Raw genomic sequence first — 20,118 nt, forward strand, 5'->3', positions numbered from 1 at the left:
CGCTGACTTTTCCCGGTAACCACCTCCCTCATCCCGCACCCAAGACTTCAGAATTTAGAGAACAAGAGAGAACAGGGACCATATGTCCAGCGAATCCTCCTTCGGCCTCATGCAGATCGGCCTCGCCACCGCGGAAGACATCCGCGGCTGGTCGTACGGCGAGGTTAAGAAGCCGGAAACCATCAACTACCGCACGCTCAAACCCGAGAAGGACGGCCTCTTCTGCGAGAAGATCTTCGGCCCTTCCCGTGACTGGGAATGCTACTGCGGTAAGTACAAGCGCGTGCGCTTCAAGGGCATCATCTGCGAGCGGTGTGGCGTTGAGGTCACCCGTGCCAAAGTCCGCCGTGAGCGCATGGGCCACATCGAACTGGCTGCTCCCGTAACCCACATCTGGTACTTCAAGGGCGTGCCCTCCCGTCTGGGCTACCTCCTTGACTTGGCTCCGAAGGACCTCGAAAAGGTCATCTACTTCGCTGCCTACATGATCACCAGCGTCGATGAGGAAAGCCGCCACGCGGAACTGCCCAACCTGCAGGTTGAGCACGACATCGAGAAGAAGCAGCTGATCGACAACCGCGACTCCGATATCGCGACGATCGCCCGCGACCTCGAGAACGAGCTTGCCCGTCTTGAAGGTGAAGGCGCCAAGGCTGCCGACAAGAAGAAGGCCCGCGACTCCGCTGACCGCCAGATGGCGAACGTCCGCAAGCGCGCCGACGCCGACATCGAGCGCCTCGAGCAGGTCTGGGACCGCTTCAAGAACCTTAAGGTCGCCGACCTCGAAGGTGACGAAGGCCTGTACCGCGAACTGCGCGACCGCTACGGCATCTACTTCGAAGGCTCCATGGGTGCCGAAGCCATCAAGAAGCGTCTTGAGAACTTCGACATGCAGGCTGAGTCCGACACGCTGCGCGACGTCATTGCCAACGGCAAGGGCCAGCGCAAGACCCGTGCCCTGAAGCGCCTGAAGGTGGTCAACGCTTTCCTGACCACCAACAACAGCCCGCTTGGCATGGTGCTTGACGCCGTCCCGGTGATCCCGCCGGAACTGCGCCCGATGGTCCAGCTGGACGGTGGCCGCTTCGCGACCTCCGACCTCAACGACCTGTACCGCCGCGTGATCAACCGCAACAACCGGCTCAAGCGACTGCTTGACCTGGGTGCTCCGGAGATCATCGTCAACAACGAGAAGCGCATGCTTCAGGAAGCTGTTGACAGCCTCTTCGACAACGGCCGCCGCGGCCGCCCGGTCACCGGGCCCGGCAACCGTCCCCTGAAGTCCCTGAGCGACATGCTCAAGGGCAAGCAGGGCCGGTTCCGCCAGAACCTGCTCGGCAAGCGTGTTGACTACTCCGGCCGTTCGGTCATCGTCGTCGGCCCGCAGCTGAAGCTGCACCAGTGTGGTCTGCCCAAGCAGATGGCCCTGGAGCTCTTCAAGCCGTTCGTGATGAAGCGCCTGGTTGACCTCAACCACGCCCAGAACATCAAGTCGGCCAAGCGCATGGTCGAGCGTTACCGCCCGCAGGTCTGGGACGTGCTCGAAGAGATCATCACCGAACACCCCGTGCTGCTGAACCGTGCACCTACCCTGCACCGCCTCGGCATCCAGGCGTTCGAGCCGCAGCTTGTTGAAGGCAAGGCCATCCAGCTTCACCCGCTGGTTTGTGGCGCCTTCAACGCAGACTTCGACGGCGACCAGATGGCAGTCCACCTGCCGCTGAGCCCCGAAGCTCAGGCTGAGGCCCGCATCCTGATGCTGTCCTCGAACAACATCCTGAAGCCGTCCGACGGCCGTCCCGTGACCCTGCCCTCGCAGGATATGATCATCGGCCTGTACCACCTGACCACCAAGCGTGTCGGTTCAGCAGGTGAAGGCCGCCTCTTCGGTTCGGTGTCCGAGGCCATCATGGCGTTCGACGCTCACGAGCTGCACCTGAACTCCCAGGTCAAGATCCGCCTCGACGGCTTCGTGCCGTACGCCGGCTGGGAGGCTCCGGAAGGCTGGGAGCCGGGCCAGCCCGCGCTGGTGGAAACCTCGCTGGGACAGGTGCTCTTCAACGAGACCCTGCCTGAGGACTACCCCTGGGTTGAGGCTGTTGCCGACAAGGGCGAACTGTCCCGCATCGTCAACGATCTGGCCGAGCGCTACCCGAAGGTTGTTACCGCGGCAACGCTGGACAACCTGAAGGACGCCGGTTTCTACTGGGCCACCCGCTCGGGCGTCACCGTTGCCATCTCGGACATCGAGGTGCCCGCTGCCAAGCCGCAGATCCTTGCCGGTTACGAGGAGCGCGCCGCGAAGATCCAGGGCCAGTACGACAAGGGCCTGATCGACGACGACGAGCGTCGCCAGGAACTGATCGAAATCTGGAACAAGGCAACCAACGAGATTGCCCAGGCCATGCGTGACAGCCTGTCGCCGATGAACACCATCAACCGCATGGTGTCCTCCGGTGCACGTGGTAACTGGATGCAGGTCCGTCAGATCGCGGGTATCCGTGGCCTGGTGGCCAACCCGAAGGGTGAGATCATCCCGCGTCCGATTAAGTCCTCCTACCGCGAGGGCCTGTCGGTGCTGGAGTACTTCATCGCCACGCACGGTGCCCGTAAGGGTCTGGCTGACACGGCTCTGCGTACCGCCAACTCGGGTTACCTGACCCGTCGTCTGGTGGACGTTTCGCAGGACGTGATCGTCCGCGAAGAGGATTGCGGTACCGAGCGCGGCCTGGTGACCCCGATCGCCGTCGCGGATGCAAACGGTGAACTGATGCTGGACGAGAACGTCGAGAACAGCGCCTACGCCCGCACGCTGGCCGTGGACGTCGTCGACTCCAAGGGCAACGTCCTGGCTCCGGCCGGCACCGACTGCGGCGACGTCGTGATCGCCGAGCTGTTCGCAGCCGGCATCACCGAGGTCAAGGTCCGCTCTGTGCTCACCTGTGAGTCCAGCGTCGGCACCTGCGCCCTGTGCTACGGCCGTTCGCTGGCCACCGGCAAGACCGTAGACATCGGTGAAGCTGTGGGCATCATCGCCGCACAGTCCATCGGTGAGCCCGGTACCCAGCTGACCATGCGTACGTTCCACACCGGTGGTGCTGTTTCCGCCAGCGGTGGCGACGACATCACCCAGGGTCTGCCCCGTATCCAGGAGCTCTTCGAAGCCCGTACTCCGAAGGGTGTGGCGCCGATTGCGGAAGCAGCCGGCCGCATCACCATCGAAGAGTCCGAGCGCCAGATGCGACTCGTGATCACTCCGGACGACGGTTCCGAAGAGATCGCCTACCCGGTCCTGCGCCGGTCGCGCCTCCTGATCGAGGACGGCCAGCACGTCACGGTGGGCCAGAAGCTCATCAACGGTCCGGTCGACCCGAAGCAGGTCCTGCGCATCATGGGTCCGCGTGCGGCACAGAAGTTCCTCGTGGACGAAGTGCAGGGCGTGTACCGCAGCCAGGGCATTGGCATCCACGACAAGCACGTGGAAGTCATCGTCCGCCAGATGCTGCGCCGCGTCACGGTCATCGAATCCGGCGACTCCGACCTGCTCCCCGGTGAGCTGGCCGAGCGCAGCCGGTTCGAGGACGCCAACCGCCGCGTCGTATCCGAGGGCAAGACTCCGGCTTCCGGACGTCCCGAGCTCATGGGTATCACCAAGGCCTCCCTGGCCACCGAGTCCTGGCTGTCCGCCGCTTCCTTCCAGGAAACCACCCGCGTCCTGACGCAGGCGGCCATGGAAGGCAAGAGCGACCCGCTGCTCGGCCTCAAGGAGAACGTCATCATCGGTAAGCTGATCCCGGCCGGCACGGGCCTCCCGCGCTACACCGAGATCACGGTGGAGCCGACTGAAGAAGCAAAGGCCAACCTGTTCACCGGCCCGAGCGCGTTCAGCGACTTCTCCTACGATTCCCTGGGCGGCGACGGAGCTCCTGAGTTCCACGCCATCCCGCTGGATGACTACGACCTGGGCAATGACTTCCGGTAACAGCCGGATAGACCCAGCCTGACAAGGGATGGTCCCGCACCGAAAGGTGCGGGACCATCCCCGTTTAAGGCAGTGCTACTGCTCAAGGCGGTGCTTCTGCGCCGATTAAGGGCTGGGAGCCGTCCATGCTAGACTTGAGACCAATTGTTATTGTGGCAGTGGATGAGTGCGCCCGGTATTTGCTAGACGGCTGTATCAGCCGAAAGGTGGAACCAGGGCGACGTTTCCGGTTTGCAGGGTTCTTGTGCAACGTATGCCACATTTTCGCATGCCTAGGGATATTTGAGGCGAAGAGCCACATTATCCTCTACGAGTGCGATCCGACTATTAAGGCTTCGCCTCAGCTGCTCTGGAGACTTCTTCAAAGCTCGGGCGGCGGGGCAAAGAAACAGGAGAGCGGCTGTCAGAGGCCGTTCCGGATAAAACGGAGAACACGAAAGTGCCTACGATTAACCAGCTGGTCCGCAAGGGCCGCACGCCGAAGGTCAAAAAGACCAAGGCTCCCGCGCTTAACGGCAGCCCGATGCGCCGCGGTGTTTGCACCCGCGTCTACACCACGACCCCGAAGAAGCCGAACTCGGCTCTGCGTAAGGTTGCACGTGTGCGCCTCAACGGTGGCATTGAAGTTACCGCCTACATCCCCGGTGTAGGCCACAACCTCCAGGAGCACTCGATTGTGCTCGTTCGTGGTGGTCGTGTGAAGGACCTCCCCGGTGTCCGCTACAAGATCGTCCGTGGCGCCCTCGATACCCAGGGTGTCAAGAACCGTAAGCAGGCCCGCAGCCGCTACGGCGCAAAGATGGAGAAGAAGTAATATGCCTCGCAAGGGTCCGGCCCCCAAGCGGCCGCTCGTATCAGATCCCGTTTACGGCTCCCCGCTGGTCACTCAGCTGATCAACAAGGTGCTGGTTGACGGCAAGAAGTCCACCGCTGAGCGCATCGTCTACGGTGCCCTCGAAGGTGCACGCGCGAAGTCGGGCGGCGACCCCGTTGCAGCCCTCAAGAAGGCCATGGACAACGTCAAGCCTTCCCTCGAGGTCCGCTCCCGCCGTGTCGGTGGCGCAACCTACCAGGTTCCGGTTGAGGTCAAGCCGGGCCGCTCCACCGCCCTCGCCCTGCGTTGGCTGGTCGGCTACTCCAAGGCCCGCCGTGAAAAGACGATGACCGAGCGCCTCCAGAACGAAATCCTGGATGCCTCCAACGGTCTCGGTGCCGCTGTGAAGCGTCGCGAAGACACCCACAAGATGGCCGAGTCCAACAAGGCCTTCGCCCACTACCGCTGGTAAAACTTCCCGTACGCCGCCGGCTCAGATGAGCCGGCGGCGAACGCGTAGTCCATCCGAAAGGGAGACACCGTGGCACAGGACGTGCTTACAGACCTTAGTAAGGTCCGCAACATCGGCATCATGGCCCACATCGATGCCGGCAAGACCACCACCACCGAGCGCATTCTGTTCTACACAGGTGTGAACCACAAGATCGGCGAAACGCACGACGGCGCGTCGACCACTGACTGGATGGAACAGGAAAAGGAACGCGGCATCACCATCACGTCTGCCGCCGTGACCTGCTTCTGGGAAAACAACCAGATCAACATCATCGACACCCCGGGCCACGTGGACTTCACGGTTGAGGTTGAGCGCTCCCTGCGCGTCCTCGACGGTGCAGTTGCCGTCTTCGACGGCAAGGAAGGCGTTGAGCCGCAGTCCGAGACCGTTTGGCGCCAGGCTGACAAGTACAACGTTCCGCGCATCTGCTTCGTCAACAAGATGGACAAGCTCGGTGCTGACTTCTACTTCACCGTTGACACCATCATCAGCCGCCTCGGTGCCAAGCCGCTGGTTATGCAGCTGCCGATCGGTGCCGAGAACGACTTCATCGGCGTCGTGGACCTGCTCTACATGCGCGCACTGGTGTGGCCCGGCGATGCCAAGGGTGATGTCACCATGGGCGCCAAGTACGAGATCCGCGAAATCCCGGCAGACCTCCAGGCCAAGGCCGAGGAATACCGGGCCAACCTCGTTGAGGCTGTTGCTGAGTCCTCCGAGGAACTCATGGACAAGTACCTCGAAGGTGAAGAAATCAGCATCGACGAGCTCAAGGCCGGCATCCGCAAGATGACGATCAACTCCGAGATCTACCCGGTCTTCTGTGGTTCTGCATTCAAGAACCGCGGCGTCCAGCCGATGCTCGACGCCGTCGTGGACTACCTGCCGAACCCGCTCGACGTCCCGCCGATGATCGGTCACGATCCGCGCGACGAAGAGAAGGAGCTGACCCGCAAGCCTTCCTCGGAAGAGCCGTTCTCAGCTCTGGCGTTCAAGATTGCTGCTCACCCGTTCTTCGGTCAGCTGACCTTCATTCGCGTGTACTCCGGTCACGTGGAAGCAGGCGCACAGGTGGTCAACTCCACCAAGGGCAAGAAGGAGCGCATCGGCAAGCTGTTCCAGATGCACGCCAACAAGGAAATGCCCGTTGAGGGCGCTACCGCCGGCCACATCTACGCAGCCATCGGTCTGAAGGACACCACCACGGGCGACACCCTGTGCGATGCCAGCAACCAGATCGTCCTCGAGTCCATGAGCTTCCCGGAGCCCGTGATCTCGGTTGCCATCGAGCCCAACACTAAGGGTGACCAGGAGAAGCTCTCCACGGCCATCCAGAAGCTCTCCGCTGAGGACCCGACCTTCCAGGTCTCCCTCAACGAAGACACCGGCCAGACCATCATCGCCGGCATGGGCGAGCTCCACCTGGACATCCTGGTGGACCGCATGCGCCGCGAGTTCAAGGTTGAGGCGAACGTTGGCAAGCCGCAGGTTGCTTACCGCGAAACCATCAAGCGTGCTGTAGAGCGTCACGACTACACGCACAAGAAGCAGACCGGTGGTTCCGGCCAGTTCGCAAAGATCCAGATTGCGATCGAGCCGCTGGACACCGCTGAAGGCGAGCTGTACGAGTTCGAGAACAAGGTCACCGGTGGCCGCGTTCCGCGCGAGTACATCCCGTCGGTCGATGCCGGTATCCAGGACGCGCTGAACGACGGCGTCTTGGCCGGTTACCCGGTCGTCGGCATCAAGGCAACGCTGATTGATGGCGCTTACCACGATGTTGACTCCTCGGAAATGGCGTTCAAGATCGCCGGCCGTATGGCTTTCAAGGAAGCCGCACGCAAGGCGAACCCTGTTCTGCTCGAACCGCTGATGGATGTCGAGGTCCGCACCCCTGAGGAATACATGGGTGAAGTTATCGGTGACCTCAACTCCCGCCGTGGCCAGATGCAGTCCATGGAGGATGCCCAGGGCGTCAAGGTTGTCCGCGCGCACGTCCCGCTGTCCGGCATGTTCGGCTACATCGGTGACCTGCGTTCGAAGACCCAGGGCCGCGCTGTGTACTCCATGACGTTCAACAGTTACGCCGAGGTCCCGAAGGCAGTTGCCGACGAGATCATCCAGAAGACCCGCGGCGAATAGTCTTCCGACTCTTCCAGCGACAAACTCGGGTGCGTTTCCGGTAACGGAAGCCCGCCTGGCGCAGGCGGCCGGCCACCGGTCCAGACCGGATCCGGCCGTCTGCGCGAACAGGCTCTAGGGACTGGACTAGTATTAGTTCCTGAATCTGCAATTTCACCAATCCAAAGCCCCCCAAGTAGACTTACTGGAGTTTCTGCCGCGACAAGCGCGGTCGAAGGGTAAGTCATTTGAAAAACGTTCTAGGAGGAACCTGTGGCAAAGGCAAAGTTCGAGCGGACTAAGCCGCACGTTAACATCGGTACCATTGGTCACGTTGACCACGGTAAGACGACGTTGACGGCCGCCATTTCCAAGGTGCTGTACGACAAGTACCCGACTCTCAACGAGAAGCGTGACTTCGCGTCGATTGACTCTGCTCCCGAAGAGCGTCAGCGCGGCATTACCATCAACATCTCCCACGTTGAGTACCAGACCGAAAAGCGTCACTACGCACACGTAGACGCTCCGGGTCACGCTGACTACATCAAGAACATGATCACCGGCGCTGCTCAGATGGACGGTGCAATCCTCGTGGTTGCCGCCACTGACGGTCCGATGGCCCAGACCCGCGAGCACGTTCTGCTTGCCCGCCAGGTTGGCGTTCCCTACCTGCTGGTCGCGCTGAACAAGGCAGACATGGTTGACGACGAGGAGCTCCTCGACCTCGTCGAAATGGAAGTTCGTGAGCTCCTGAGCTCGCAGGGCTTCGACGGCGACGAAGCTCCGGTTGTCCGCGTTTCCGGCCTGAAGGCCCTGGAAGGCGACCCCGAGTGGGTCAAGTCCGTTGAGGACCTGATGGCTGCTGTCGACGAGTCCGTTCCGGACCCCGTACGTGACCGCGACAAGCCGTTCCTGATGCCGATCGAAGACGTCTTCACCATCACCGGCCGTGGCACCGTTGTTACGGGCCGCGCCGAGCGCGGTACCCTCGCGATCAACTCCGAGGTCGAGATCGTCGGTATCCGCCCGGTCCAGAAGACCACGGTCACCGGTATCGAGATGTTCCACAAGCAGCTCGACGAAGCATGGGCCGGCGAGAACTGTGGCCTCCTGCTCCGCGGTCTGAAGCGCGATGACGTAGAGCGTGGCCAGGTTGTCGTCAAGCCGGGTTCCATCACCCCGCACACCGACTTCGAGGCTAACGTCTACATCCTCTCCAAGGACGAAGGCGGACGTCACAACCCGTTCTACTCGAACTACCGCCCGCAGTTCTACTTCCGTACCACGGACGTGACCGGCGTTATCACGCTGCCGGAAGGCACCGAAATGGTTATGCCTGGCGACAACACTGAGATGACCGTTGCGCTCATCCAGCCGATCGCTATGGAAGAGGGCCTCGGCTTCGCTATCCGTGAAGGCGGCCGCACCGTTGGTTCGGGACGTGTCACCAACATCATCAAGTAACTACTTGACTGGTTTATAGATCTGACGGCCAGCTAACGGCTCGATGAACCTAGAGACAGCCCCGCTGCTATTGCAGCGGGGCTGTTTTTTGCTACTATTCATCCATTCGTTGGATTAACCCCCGCCACTGCTTGCTGTGCCTGGCGACGGACGGAAGGCTGCAAAATGTGGAGCTCCATAGGCGAGGCATACAAGGATGGCTACCGGGCAGGGCATTACCAGGGGTGGCAAGATGCCTTGGCTGCAGCCGCCGCGACCGCTGGAGCCCCGGCGCCGGCGCCGGCAGTCCCTCCACGCCCAGCGGCGGAGCCTGCTGAGCCGGTGACTGCGCGGCCTGCGCCGCCACCGCCATTACCGGCAGCGTCCAAGGCGGAACCTGCGCACCGGAGCCCGGCGTTTCCTCCCATGTGGGCGCCGGCCGCGGCGGCGCAGTCGTCCGTCCCGGTGAAGACGACCGCCCAGTTGCACGCCGAGCGGGAGAAGGCGCGGGAGCGGCGCGAGCAGCAAAACATCAATGTCACGCTCTACGTCGCCAGCCTGCTCCTGGTCGCGGCCGGTGCTTTGTTCATTGGCGCGGGCCTTCCGGTGCCCCTGCGGTTTGCGGGCGTCTGCGCCGTCACCGCGCTGTTTTACACGGCAGGCCTTTTGCTGCATGCACGTGCCCCGCGGCTGAAGCCCGCAGCCGTTGCATTCTCCGGAACGGGCCTGGCCCTGGTCCCTGTTACAGGCTTGGCCTTGCATACCCTTGTACTTCACCACGCTCCGCTCGCGTGGCTGCTGACATCGCTTGCGGGTACCGCGGCCTACGTCCTCGCGGCAGTCCGGCTGGACAGCAGGGTCCTCGTATACCTGTCGCTGACGTTCGTCGCCTCCACTGCATGGTCGGGCGTCTCCGTTCTGGGCGGGGCGCTCATGTGGTACTTCACGGCCGTCATCGGGGTGGCGGCGCTCTTCACCCTTCTGGCCGTAGTGAAGCCGCGTTGGCTGCCGCCGCTGTACCTCAGGCCCCTCGCGAGGCTGCATCCCTTTATGGTTCCGGCGGTAGCCATGGCCGCCACGGTGGTCCCGCAAGTGCTGGAGCGCGCGGACTATGCACTGATCATGGCCATCTCCGGGTTCTACTTTGCGGCATCGTCTGTGGCACCAGGGGTCCGGTTCAGAAGCGGACAGTTCCTGGCAGCCCGGGCCAGCCTGACAGTTGCTGCCGCAGTGGCTGTCTGGAACCAGACCGGCCGGGGGAGCGCCGGCCTGGCCGTTGCCGCCGTACTGCTGGCATTCCAGGTTCTCCTGACGTTCCCGGGACCCGGACGGCTCCCGGCTGTGTTCGCCAGCGTCCTGCGCCACAGCCGGTGGCGGCTCGATGTGGCGCTCACCTTCGCGCTGCAGCTGCTGATGACCGCCGGCTTTGCAATGGGGCACCAGCTGGAAGTCTTGCCGGAATCATCTGGGGCTGAGCTGAACGTTCCCCCGGGAGGCCTCGCCGTGCTCGCACTGCTGACAGGCATGGTGCTCGCAGTCCGGCATAGGGCGGCCGCGGAGTGGGCTCCTGTTGCCGCCCTATGCCTGGGCATCCTGCTGGCGGATGCGCTGGGTGCCTGGATGCTGACCGGACTGCTCGTCGCCGGAGCGGTCTTCTGGCTGGCACGGTCCATGCCCGCCACTGAGCCGTTGCGGCTCCATTTCGTCCTCGCGGGCCGCCTTGCGCTTACAGTGGCAGCGCCCACCATGACGGCGGCAGCTGTCGCGGATGATGACTCCCGCTTCTCGGCAGCAGTCCTGGTTCTGTGCCTTGCCCTCGTAGTCCAGCAGTTGGTCACCGCTGTCCAGATCCGCTGGCAGAAACGAGCGCTGGCGCCACAATTGAGCCTTGCCCTGTTTGCCGCCTCCGGTGTAGGGGCGATGACCATCCTGACGCTGGTCGACCACATTCGCGCCACGCCTCAGGCTGCGTTCCTTCCGCCCGCGGAACACTATGGGGCAGTGGCAATCGGCGTTCAGTTCGTGGCAGCGCTGGTCGTCGGGCTCATATTGTTTCCCGTCGATGGAAATAACGGGCAATGGCGCCCCACGGTTGGCGAGGCTGTACCGCTCGGAGTCTCACTCGCCGCCCTGCCCCTGGCCTTTGACGCCCTTTCGCTTCCGGTGGGAAACACGCTCCTGATGTTCGTCACCGGGTACCTTGCTGCGTCGGCGGTCCGCTCCAAGCGGGTGCCTGTTCCCGGGACGCCGGTGTGGGGAATCACCGGGCCAGCCCTGCCGGCCGTGCCAATGCGGCAGCGCTGCTATTGGTGGCTCTGCCGGGCCGCAGGCACAGTGCTTGCACTTACTGTGTTCCACCAGGTGCAGCGCGACGCCGGCCCCGTGCTGGTGGGCGGTGAGATGATCAGCCCGTCTACGGTCTTCGCTGCCGCGCTGTCCCTTCAACTCGCCTTTCCCCTGTGGATGGCGTTCCGGGGAAGGGAGGGGGGACCCGATGCAGTGGATGCGGGCGTACTCCTGGCCTTGCAGGCGGTGCCGATGGCCATCACAGAGGTATCGGCCAGGGCATTCGATTCCCCGCCGGCTTCCTGGCAGTCCACGCTGACGACGGTGCTCCTGGCGGGCGGTGCTGCCGGGACAGGATATCTGCTGCGCCGGCAGCACCTGGCCGCCGCCTTTGCTCCGGCTGCCCTGGTAGTGCTGGTGATGCTGCGCGGTGAGACACTTCGGCACGTCGAGATCTCCCTGGCCATCTTCGCGGTCTTCAGCGCAGCGATGGTGGCGGCTGTGGGATCCCGCATTCTGAGGGGCTCCTATTTTGCAGCTGCCCGGGTACTCACGGCTGTGCTGGCCCTTGTGCTGAGCTATGACGTTGCAGCCTCGCCCACGGCTGTCACAGTCACTTTCGCGGTCGTTTTCGCCGTGCAACACATCATTCGCTGGCTCATGCGGCACCGCCTGCTGGAAGTGCCCTTCCAACAGGCGGCCGTCTGGATCACGCTCGCGGGCCAGGCGGTTCTTCCGCTCGTGTACCTGGCCCAGCCTTTTCGAGCGGAACTCCGGGCGGACGACGGCGGCCGCTGGGTGCTGCTGCTGTCTCTGCTTCTGTTGCTGCTCTCCGCCGTTGCGGCCAGCCGCCTGTTCGCAGCGCTGGGCGCTGCCTATCTGGCCGTCTACGCGGCGCTGTTCGGAGCTGTAGCTCTGGGGCCGCTAACGTCCTTTCCGGAGTCTTCCCCGTCAACATTCCTCGCCGCGCCGGTTCTGACCCATGCAGGAGTGGCCCTGGCACTTCTTGGAATGTCCCTGGTGGCCACCGCCACCGGAATAGTGTTCCGGCGCAGAAACACCGGCGGCGCGGACCACTGGCTGTGGCTGGCAGCGGCGGGTTCCTTCGGAACTGCATCAGCCGGTCTGGCCCCGTCGTCCTCGGACTGGATCATTGGTGCCGCCGTGCTCGCCCTTTCGGGGGCATGCTTCGCAGCCTCACATGTGGAACAGAGGCCCTGGTTCTACCGGCCGGCTGCCCTGGCTGCCCTGGCCGGTGCCGTCAGGACGGCGGAGGGCGTCGTCGGGGACGCAGAGGGGCCTTGGGGCTCATACCTTCCGTGGTTGGCGGGCGGCGGAATTGCGGCCGCAGCGATGTACGCGGCAGCAAGGATCCGCGGGGGCATCCTTTGGCCGGCTGTGGGCGGCGGAGACGACCGCTACCGCTCCCTGGTCGGGGCTGCGGTGCTGGGCCTGGCGGTCACCGGGTTTGGGGGGCTGCTCCACAGCACAACATCGTGGGCAGGAGCAGCGCTGGTAGCCGTTGCCGCCGTAGTGGTCTGGCTGGAAGTTCCGACCGCGGCGCGCCGGCGGGCAGCGGAAGTTGGTGCGCTGGCCGTTACCGCTGCCGTCCAGCGGGCAGCGTTATATCGGGCAGAGCCGGAGCCTGGCCTTCCGGGAATCATCCCGGATGGCCCCTGGTACTACGCCACGGGGCCCGATCCTTTCTGGACTGTGCAATGGTACGTGGTCCTCGCCGCGATGCTCGGCGTACTTAGATACGGCGTAGGCCAGCGCGACGCCGGCAAGTTATACCTCGGTATTGCTGCCGGACTGCTCTCGGTGAGTGGCCTGCTGGTGATCTTCAGCGGTGACGGCAACCAGCAGCTCTGGGTACTGGCGCTTTTCGCGATGCTGCTGGTGGCTGGACTGACATTCAGCGAGCGGATGTTTGTCTGGTGGGGAGCAGCCGGTGTGGCACTGTGCATCCTGTGGGCGGTGCGCCACTACACGTACATGCTGCTCGCCATAATCGCGGGCGCACTGATCGCGCTGGCGCTGTGGAAACTCAGCCGCAGCAAGCCGGCGGGACCAGAATAAGGACACCATGGAGAGCCCTGGGCCCCTGCTATCGTTGCTGAAAAGAGAGGAGGCGCGTCATGGAATTTCTGATTTTCCTGGTTGTGGCCGCTGCCGTTGTGTTCGGTCTTGTCCGGGCCAGGAAGTACTTCCGCCGCGAGATTGACCGCGCAAAGCGCATTAACCGGTCCAACAAGAGGAAATAGTCCAAGGAAGCTGAACCGCCGCGTGCCGGGCCTTTTAGGCCCCTGCCTTGCGCGCGCGGCTCAAGGCCTGCAACCAGTAATAGGACTTCTTCGGCGTGCGCTTAAGCGTGTCAAAGTCGACGTGGACCAATCCGAAACGCTGCGAATATCCGGCCGCCCATTCAAAGTTGTCCATCAGCGTCCAGACGTAGTAACCCAGCAGCTCCACATCGTGCGCGATCCCGCCGGGCGAGGTGGACACCATCGCCTGGTGCAGGTGGTGCGCGAGGTAGTCGATGCGCCCGGCATCTGCCAGCGGGCCAGAGACGTGTTCCGGTTCCGGGAAGCTGGCGCCGTTCTCCGTGATGTAGAGCGGCGGAAGCGCAGGCCCGTACCTGTCCTTGAGCTCACGGAGCAGGATCCCCAGGTGCTCGGGCGCAACGGGCCAGCCGAAGCCCGTGGTGCCATACTCCGGGAAGGCAGCCAGGTGGAACGGTACCCTGGTCAGGGCCTCGGCGGTGCCGGCAGGGCTGGTGGCGGGGCCCTGGCCGGCTGCCACCCTGACCGGGTAATAGTAGTTCACCCCGTAGAAGTCCAGCGGTTGGCTGATGAGGCGGAGGTCGTCGTCGGACGCCTTGGCGAGGTATTTGAACCATGGCCGGGCAGCGGCGGGTGGCCTGGGATAACGGCCGAGGAGAATGGGGTCGGCGTAGATGCGGTTGAGCACCAGATCGAACACCTTGGCCAGCAGCCGGTCCACGAGTGCCCTTGAGGCCGGACGCACAGGTGAATGCAGGTTGGTGACACCGACCCCGCCGGTTACTCCCACCGCGCGCAGTGCCTGAACGGCAAGTCCATGTGCCAGCAGCTGGTGGTGCACCGACGGAAGGGCTTTGAACAGCAGGTCCCGCCCGGGCGCGTGCACGCCGAGGGCATAGCCGTTCAGGGTCACGGAGACCGGCTCGTTGAGGGTGACCCACTGCGCCACGCGGTCGCCCAGCCGTTTGCCGACTGCTGCCGCGTACTCCGCGAAATGCTGGGCTGTGACCCGGTTCATCCAGCCTCCGCTGTACTCAAGGGGGAGCGGGGTGTCCCAGTGGTAGAGGGTCGCCATAGGGGAGATCCCAGCGGCCAGCAATTGGTCGATCAGCCTGTCATAGAAGTCCAGGCCCTGGGTGTTAATGGCACCGCGGCCGTCGGGCTGGATCCGCGGCCAGGAGAGCGAAAAGCGGTAGGAATCGACGCCGAGCTCCTGCATCAGAGCGACGTCTTCCGAGGACCGGTTGAAGTGGTCACAGGCAACTGCGGGGGAGTGGCCGTTCACGATACTCCCTGGCTTCTGGGCGAACGCGTCCCAGCCAGATGGTCCGCGGCCGCCAGCGGTCAGGGAGCCTTCGATCTGGAACGCAGCCGCCGCAACACCCAGGGTGAAGCCCGGCCGGAGCCGTCCGGCAAGGTCCTTCACAGTGTCCAACACAGACTCGTGGTCAGCCTCGTGCGCAGCATCGTGCTGAGAAGAGCCACCTACGGGGTGAGCGTTCTGCCCGGCCATGGATCTATCATCCATTCGGTAATGAGCTGGAGCAATGAGGGTAATGGGTTTGGCGGGCACGGCTGCACGCGCGTCAGGGACCACGCAAGGGGCCGGATTCGCATCCGCGGACAAATTCCGGCATACTAGATGAGTTGTTCAAGCGCTTCTTCGCGTCCCGATCCGGATAATGCCGGGTGCCAGGGTCCAGGTCGAAGCCCAAACATAACCCACTCCCCATGGAACTGCGGGCTTGCATGTTATAAAAAGTGCGACACGCCCGACCGCGGGGGTCGGTTACGCCGGCAGGTTGAGGAACCCGGATTAATCCGGATTCAGCTTGTGCGGCGGGTGGTAGTTCAGACTTCAAATGCTTCGGCAGCCACACAACGAGTAAGTAAACAGGGCAGCCCTAATCAGGGGAAGCACAGACTGAAAGAGAGTCAGGCGACATGGCGGGACAAAAAATCCGCATCCGGCTGAAGTCATACGACCACGAGGTCATTGACGTTTCAGCACGGAAGATCGTTGAGACGGTCACGCGCGCAGGCGCAACGGTAGTCGGCCCCGTGCCGCTGCCGACGGAGAAGAACGTTTACTGCGTAATCCGCTCTCCCCACAAGTACAAGGACAGCCGCGAGCACTTCGAAATGCGCACGCACAAGCGTCTTATCGACATCATTGACCCCACGCCCAAGGCTGTTGACTCGCTCATGCGTCTCGATCTGCCGGCCGACGTGAACATCGAAATCAAGCTGTAGGGAGGTGCTGAGAAACTATGACCGCAACCCGTAACGTAAAGGGCCTGCTGGGCACGAAGCTCGGCATGACCCAGGTCTGGGACGAGAACAACAAGCTCATCCCCGTCACTGTCGTCCAGGCTGACTCGAACGTCATCACCCAGCTGCGCAATGCAGACACTGATGGCTACGTCGCCGTTCAGATCGGCTACGGCCAGATCGATCCCCGCAAGGTCACCAAGCCGCTGGCTGGTCACTTTGAGAAGGCAGGCGTCACGCCTCGCCGCCACGTCGTCGAACTTCGTACCGCAGATGCTGCAGAGTACGAGCTGGGCCAGGAGCTCTCTGTTGAGGTCTTCGAAGCCGGCCAGAAGATCGACGTTATCGGCACCACCAAGGGTAAGGGCTTCGCCGGTGTTATGAAGCGTCACGGCTTCCACGGCGTTGGAGCTTCCCACGGTGCCCACAAGAACCACCGTAAGCCCGGTTCTATCGGTGGCGCATCCACCCCGAGCCGCGTCTTCAAGGGCATGAAAATGGCCGGCCGCATGGGCGCCGTTCGTCACACCACGCTGAACCTCACCGTTCACGCGGTTGACGTCGAGAAGTCGCTGCTCCTGATCAAGGGCGCCGTTCCCGGTGCCCGCGGCCAGGTCGTACTCGTACGCACCGCCGTGAAGGGAGCCTAGTTCAATGGCTAACACTGTCCAGGTTGACCTGCCTGCAGAGATCTTCGACGTTCAGACCAACGTGCCGCTGCTGCACCAGGTCGTCGTTGCACAGCTCGCTGCTGCTCGCCAGGGTACCCACAAGACCAAGACACGCGCCGAAGTTTCCGGTGCAGGCCGCAAGCCGTTCAAGCAGAAGGGTACCGGCCGCGCCCGTCAGGGTTCGATCCGTGCTCCTCACATGACCGGCGGTGGCATTGTCCACGGTCCGACCCCGCGTGACTACAGCCAGCGCACCCCCAAGAAGATGATTGCTGCTGCACTGCGCGGAGCACTGTCTGACCGCGCCCGTAACGGACGCATCCACGTCGTTGCTGATCTGGTTGCCGGCTCCACGCCGTCCACCAAGGAAGCACTGGCAACGCTGCGCGGCGTTTCCGAGCGCAAAAACCTGCTCGTTGTCATTGAGCGCGCCAACGATGTTGCTGCACTGTCCGTGCGCAACATCGAGGAAGTTCACGTTCTGTATGTAGATCAGCTGAACACCTACGACGTTCTCGTTTCTGACGACGTAGTCTTCACCAAGGCTGCCTACGAAGCATTCGTTGCTGACAAGGCTGCAAAGAACGAGGAGGATGCCAAGTGAGCGCAGCCACCATCAAAGACCCCCGCGACGTCGTCATTGCACCCGTCGTGTCGGAAAAGAGCTACGGCCTGATCGACGAGGGCAAGTACACCTTCCTGGTGGACCCCCGCTCGAACAAGACCGAGATCAAGCTGGCCGTGGAGAAGATTTTCTCCGTCAAGGTCGAATCGATCAACACCATCAACCGTGCCGGTAAGCGCAAGCGCACCAAATTCGGATGGGGAACCCGCAAGAACACCAAGCGTGCGATTGTCACCCTCAAAGAAGGCACTATCGACATCTTCGGCGGTCCGCTCGCGTAGCGGAGACCACTTTAACGAGGAAATGAATTATGGGAATCCGTAAATACAAGCCGACTACCCCGGGCCGTCGTGGCTCGAGCGTAGCGGACTTCACCGAAATCACGCGTTCGACGCCGGAAAAGTCGTTGGTACGTCCGCTGCCCAAAAAGGGCGGCCGTAACAACACCGGTAAGATCACGACCCGTCACAAGGGTGGTGGACACAAGCGTCAGTACCGTCTGATCGACTTCCGCCGCCACGACAAGGACGGCGTCAACGCCCGCGTTGCCGAAATCGAGTACGATCCGAACCGTACGGCTCGCATCGCCCTCCTGCACTACGTTGATGGCACCAAGCGTTACATCATCGCCCCGAACAAGCTCGCCCAGGGCGACTTCGTCGAGGCCGGCGCCGACGCTGACATTAAGCCCGGCAACAACCTGCCCCTGCGCAACATCCCCGTCGGTACCGTCATCCACGCAGTTGAACTGCGCCCGGGTGGCGGCGCCAAGATGGCCCGTTCCGCCGGTGCTTCTGTTCAGCTTGTCGCCCGGGAAGGCCGCTTCGCCCAGCTGCGCCTGCCCTCCGGCGAAATCCGCAACGTCGACGTGCGCTGCCGCGCAACGGTCGGCGAGGTCGGCAACGCCGAGCAGTCGAACATCAACTGGGGTAAGGCTGGCCGTAAGCGGTGGAAGGGCGTTCGCCCGACCGTCCGTGGTGTCGCCATGAACCCGGTCGATCACCCGCACGGTGGCGGTGAAGGTAAGACTTCCGGTGGTCGTCACCCGGTCAACCCGAACGGTAAGCCTGAAGGCCGTACCCGCCGTCCCAACAAAGAGAGCGACAAGCTTATTGTTCGTCGCCGTCGTACTGGCAAGAACAAGCGATAGGAGCCTGGACACATGCCACGCAGCCTGAAAAAAGGTCCTTTCGTTGACCAGCACCTCTTTGTGAAGGTAGCAAGGGAAAACGAAAAGGGCACCAAGAACGTCATCAAGACCTGGTCCCGCCGTTCGATGATCATCCCCGACATGCTCGGGCACACGATCGCCGTGCACGACGGACGCAAGCACATCCCGGTGTTTGTCACCGAGTCGATGGTCGGGCACAAGCTCGGCGAATTCGCTCCGACGCGGACATTCCGCGGCCATGTCAAGGACGACCGTAAGGGCAAGCGCCGCTAGGCGCCTGCACTTACGTCAAAGACGAGAGAAGGAAAGCAATGGAAGCCAAGGCAATTGCGCGTCACATCCGCGTAACGCCTATGAAGGCCCGGCGCGTCGTCAACCTTGTTCGTGGTTTGCAAGCGAATGAGGCTCTGGCAATTCTGAAGTTTGCCCCCCAGGCAGCTTCGGAGCCGGTATTCAAGGTAGTTCAGTCGGCAATCTCCAACGCCCGCGTCCTCGCGGACCGCGACGGCGTGGCGTTTGACGAAGGCGACCTCATCATCAGCGAAGCGTTTGTTGATGAAGGCCCGACCATGAAGCGGTTCCAGCCGCGTGCTCAGGGTCGCGCATTTCAGATCAAGAAGCGCACCAGCCACATCACCGTGGTAGTCGCTACCCCTGAGAAAGAGGAGGCTCGCTAAGTGGGACAGAAAGTAAACCCGCACGGGTTCCGACTCGGCATCACCACCGATCACGTATCGCACTGGTTCGCTGACAGCACTAAGTCCGGTCAGCGGTACAAGGACTTCGTTCGCGAAGACATCCGTATCCGCCAGCTCATGTCCACGGGCATGGAGCGCGCCGGCATCGCCAAGGTCGAGATCGAGCGCACCCGTGACCGTGTCCGCGTGGACATCCACACGGCACGTCCGGGCATCGTCATCGGCCGCCGCGGCGCAGAAGCAGACCGCATCCGCGGCGAGCTCGAAAAGCTCACCGGCAAGCAGGTCCAGCTGAACATCCTCGAGGTCAAGAACCCCGAGATGGAAGCCCAGCTTGTTGCCCAGGGCGTTGCTGAGCAGCTGACTTCCCGCGTGGCTTTCCGCCGTGCGATGAAGAAGGCCATGCAGTCCGCACAGCGTGCCGGTGCCAAGGGTATCCGTATCGCTTGCTCGGGCCGTCTGGGTGGCGCAGAAATGTCCCGCTCGGAGTTCTACCGCGAAGGCCGTGTGCCCCTGCACACCCTCCGTGCGAACATCGACTACGGCTTCTACGAAGCCAAGACCACCTTCGGCCGCATCGGCGTGAAGGTCTGGATCTACAAGGGCGACGTCACCTCCAAGGAACTGGCACAGCAGGCAGCTGCTGCCCCGTCCCGCGGACGTGCCGGCGACCGTCCGGGCCGCCCGGGTGGCGCCGACCGCGGTGACCGCCGCCGTCGTACCGACCGTCCGGCAGCCGACGCAGCTCCTGCTGCTGCAGCTCCGGCAGCCGAGGCTGCTTCTGCCGCTCCGGCACAGGCAGCAGAAGGAGGACAGGCTTAAATGCTTATCCCACGTCGAGTCAAGCACCGTAAGCAGCACCACCCGGGTCGTTCCGGCGCTGCCACGGGCGGCACCAAGGTCTCCTTCGGTGAGTACGGTATCCAGGCTCTGAGCCCGGCATACGTCACGAACCGTCAGATCGAGTCTGCACGTATCGCGATGACCCGCCACATCAAGCGTGGCGGTAAGGTCTGGATCAACATCTACCCGGACCGTCCGCTGACCAAGAAGCCGGCCGAAACCCGCATGGGTTCCGGTAAGGGTTCTCCGGAGTGGTGGGTCGCCAACGTCAAGCCGGGCCGGGTTCTCTTCGAACTCTCCGGTGTCAATGAAGAGGTAGCTCGCGAGGCCCTGCGCCTGGCAATCCACAAGCTGCCGTTGAAGGCACGCATTGTGCGTCGCGAAGGTGGTGAATAGA

The 20,118-nt window shown here is 63.0% G+C and carries 17 protein-coding genes; 16 read left to right on the forward strand and 1 reads right to left on the reverse strand.

Annotation, left to right across the window (positions count from 1 at the left end; all coding sequences use genetic code 11):
- Positions 1-82 precede the first annotated feature (82 nt).
- From M1E01_RS05550 to M1E01_RS05580, 7 genes are all read left to right on the forward strand, one after another.
- A complete protein-coding gene (locus M1E01_RS05550) occupies positions 83-3,982 on the forward strand; it encodes a DNA-directed RNA polymerase subunit beta' (protein ID WP_457974101.1) in 3,900 nt (1,299 codons plus the stop codon).
- Positions 3,983-4,421: 439 nt separating this feature from the next.
- Positions 4,422-4,796 (forward strand): 30S ribosomal protein S12, encoded by a 375-nt coding sequence (gene rpsL / locus M1E01_RS05555; protein WP_018773658.1) that lies wholly within the window; start codon positions 4,422-4,424, stop codon positions 4,794-4,796.
- 1 nt (position 4,797) lies between these two features.
- Positions 4,798-5,268 (forward strand): 30S ribosomal protein S7, encoded by a 471-nt coding sequence (rpsG, locus tag M1E01_RS05560; RefSeq protein ID WP_003803829.1) that lies wholly within the window; start codon positions 4,798-4,800, stop codon positions 5,266-5,268.
- Between the two features lie 69 nt (positions 5,269-5,337).
- Positions 5,338-7,452: an elongation factor G gene (gene fusA, locus M1E01_RS05565; protein WP_457974102.1), complete on the forward strand. Its 2,115-nt coding sequence runs from the start codon at positions 5,338-5,340 to the stop codon at positions 7,450-7,452.
- Between the two features lie 252 nt (positions 7,453-7,704).
- Positions 7,705-8,895 (forward strand): elongation factor Tu, encoded by a 1,191-nt coding sequence (tuf, locus tag M1E01_RS05570; RefSeq protein ID WP_400479021.1) that lies wholly within the window; start codon positions 7,705-7,707, stop codon positions 8,893-8,895.
- Positions 8,896-9,300: 405 nt separating this feature from the next.
- On the forward strand, positions 9,301-13,239 hold the full coding sequence (locus M1E01_RS05575) for a hypothetical protein (protein WP_457974103.1): 3,939 nt from the start codon (positions 9,301-9,303) through the stop codon (positions 13,237-13,239).
- A gap of 59 nt (positions 13,240-13,298) precedes the next feature.
- The gene (locus M1E01_RS05580; protein ID WP_457974104.1) at positions 13,299-13,424 is read left to right on the forward strand and encodes a hypothetical protein; all 126 of its coding nucleotides are present in this window, start codon (positions 13,299-13,301) and stop codon (positions 13,422-13,424) included.
- A 34-nt stretch (positions 13,425-13,458) separates the two neighbouring features.
- On the opposite strand, the gene M1E01_RS05585 is transcribed toward M1E01_RS05580, so the two are convergent.
- Entirely contained in the window at positions 13,459-14,970 is a 1,512-nt protein-coding gene (locus tag M1E01_RS05585; RefSeq protein WP_457974105.1) for a GH1 family beta-glucosidase, read from the reverse strand.
- A 416-nt stretch (positions 14,971-15,386) separates the two neighbouring features.
- Between M1E01_RS05585 and rpsJ the strand changes: the two genes are divergently transcribed.
- Genes rpsJ through rplP form a run of 9 tightly spaced genes read left to right on the forward strand, consistent with a single transcriptional unit; the run spans position 15,387 to position 20,117 of the window.
- Positions 15,387-15,695 (forward strand): 30S ribosomal protein S10, encoded by a 309-nt coding sequence (rpsJ, locus tag M1E01_RS05590; protein ID WP_003803825.1) that lies wholly within the window; start codon positions 15,387-15,389, stop codon positions 15,693-15,695.
- Between the two features lie 17 nt (positions 15,696-15,712).
- Positions 15,713-16,363 carry a 50S ribosomal protein L3 gene (rplC, locus tag M1E01_RS05595; protein WP_354215548.1) on the forward strand — a complete coding sequence of 217 codons (651 nt, stop codon included), beginning with the start codon at positions 15,713-15,715 and terminating at the stop codon, positions 16,361-16,363.
- A 4-nt stretch (positions 16,364-16,367) separates the two neighbouring features.
- Complete coding sequence (gene rplD / locus M1E01_RS05600) at positions 16,368-16,988, forward strand: 50S ribosomal protein L4 (protein ID WP_457974106.1); 621 nt, start codon at positions 16,368-16,370, stop codon at positions 16,986-16,988.
- Entirely contained in the window at positions 16,985-17,290 is a 306-nt protein-coding gene (gene rplW / locus M1E01_RS05605; protein WP_400479015.1) for a 50S ribosomal protein L23, read from the forward strand. The genes rplD and rplW overlap by 4 nt, the downstream gene beginning before the upstream one ends.
- Positions 17,291-17,319: 29 nt before the next feature.
- Positions 17,320-18,159 carry a 50S ribosomal protein L2 gene (rplB, locus tag M1E01_RS05610; RefSeq protein WP_457974107.1) on the forward strand — a complete coding sequence of 280 codons (840 nt, stop codon included), beginning with the start codon at positions 17,320-17,322 and terminating at the stop codon, positions 18,157-18,159.
- Positions 18,160-18,171: 12 nt separating this feature from the next.
- Positions 18,172-18,453 (forward strand): 30S ribosomal protein S19, encoded by a 282-nt coding sequence (gene rpsS, locus M1E01_RS05615; RefSeq protein ID WP_003803803.1) that lies wholly within the window; start codon positions 18,172-18,174, stop codon positions 18,451-18,453.
- Between the two features lie 38 nt (positions 18,454-18,491).
- Positions 18,492-18,857 (forward strand): 50S ribosomal protein L22, encoded by a 366-nt coding sequence (gene rplV, locus M1E01_RS05620; RefSeq protein WP_009358304.1) that lies wholly within the window; start codon positions 18,492-18,494, stop codon positions 18,855-18,857.
- Complete coding sequence (gene rpsC, locus M1E01_RS05625) at positions 18,858-19,700, forward strand: 30S ribosomal protein S3 (protein ID WP_457974108.1); 843 nt, start codon at positions 18,858-18,860, stop codon at positions 19,698-19,700. It abuts the gene before it with no gap.
- Positions 19,701-20,117 carry a 50S ribosomal protein L16 gene (rplP, locus tag M1E01_RS05630; protein ID WP_003803795.1) on the forward strand — a complete coding sequence of 139 codons (417 nt, stop codon included), beginning with the start codon at positions 19,701-19,703 and terminating at the stop codon, positions 20,115-20,117.
- Position 20,118: the final 1 nt, after the last annotated feature.

It is taken from the genome of Arthrobacter sp. D1-17 (assembly GCF_054130535.1).

What these genes read in the sequence shown, in the direction of transcription:
- rpsG (WP_003803829.1), top strand. Translation starts at nt 4,798, where the DNA reads ATGCCTCGCAAGGGTCCGGCCCCCAAGCGGCCGCTCGTATCAGATCCC.
- rplC (WP_354215548.1), top strand. Translation starts at nt 15,713, where the DNA reads ATGACCGCAACCCGTAACGTAAAGGGCCTGCTGGGCACGAAGCTCGGC.
- rplB (WP_457974107.1), top strand. Translation starts at nt 17,320, where the DNA reads ATGGGAATCCGTAAATACAAGCCGACTACCCCGGGCCGTCGTGGCTCG.
- M1E01_RS05585 (WP_457974105.1), bottom strand. Translation starts at nt 14,970, where the DNA reads ATGGATGATAGATCCATGGCCGGGCAGAACGCTCACCCCGTAGGTGGC.
- rplD (WP_457974106.1), top strand. Translation starts at nt 16,368, where the DNA reads ATGGCTAACACTGTCCAGGTTGACCTGCCTGCAGAGATCTTCGACGTT.
- M1E01_RS05575 (WP_457974103.1), top strand. Translation starts at nt 9,301, where the DNA reads ATGTGGGCGCCGGCCGCGGCGGCGCAGTCGTCCGTCCCGGTGAAGACG.
- rpsS (WP_003803803.1), top strand. Translation starts at nt 18,172, where the DNA reads ATGCCACGCAGCCTGAAAAAAGGTCCTTTCGTTGACCAGCACCTCTTT.
- rplP (WP_003803795.1), top strand. Translation starts at nt 19,701, where the DNA reads ATGCTTATCCCACGTCGAGTCAAGCACCGTAAGCAGCACCACCCGGGT.
- M1E01_RS05580 (WP_457974104.1), top strand. Translation starts at nt 13,299, where the DNA reads ATGGAATTTCTGATTTTCCTGGTTGTGGCCGCTGCCGTTGTGTTCGGT.
- rpsJ (WP_003803825.1), top strand. Translation starts at nt 15,387, where the DNA reads ATGGCGGGACAAAAAATCCGCATCCGGCTGAAGTCATACGACCACGAG.
- rplV (WP_009358304.1), top strand. Translation starts at nt 18,492, where the DNA reads ATGGAAGCCAAGGCAATTGCGCGTCACATCCGCGTAACGCCTATGAAG.
- M1E01_RS05550 (WP_457974101.1), top strand. Translation starts at nt 83, where the DNA reads ATGTCCAGCGAATCCTCCTTCGGCCTCATGCAGATCGGCCTCGCCACC.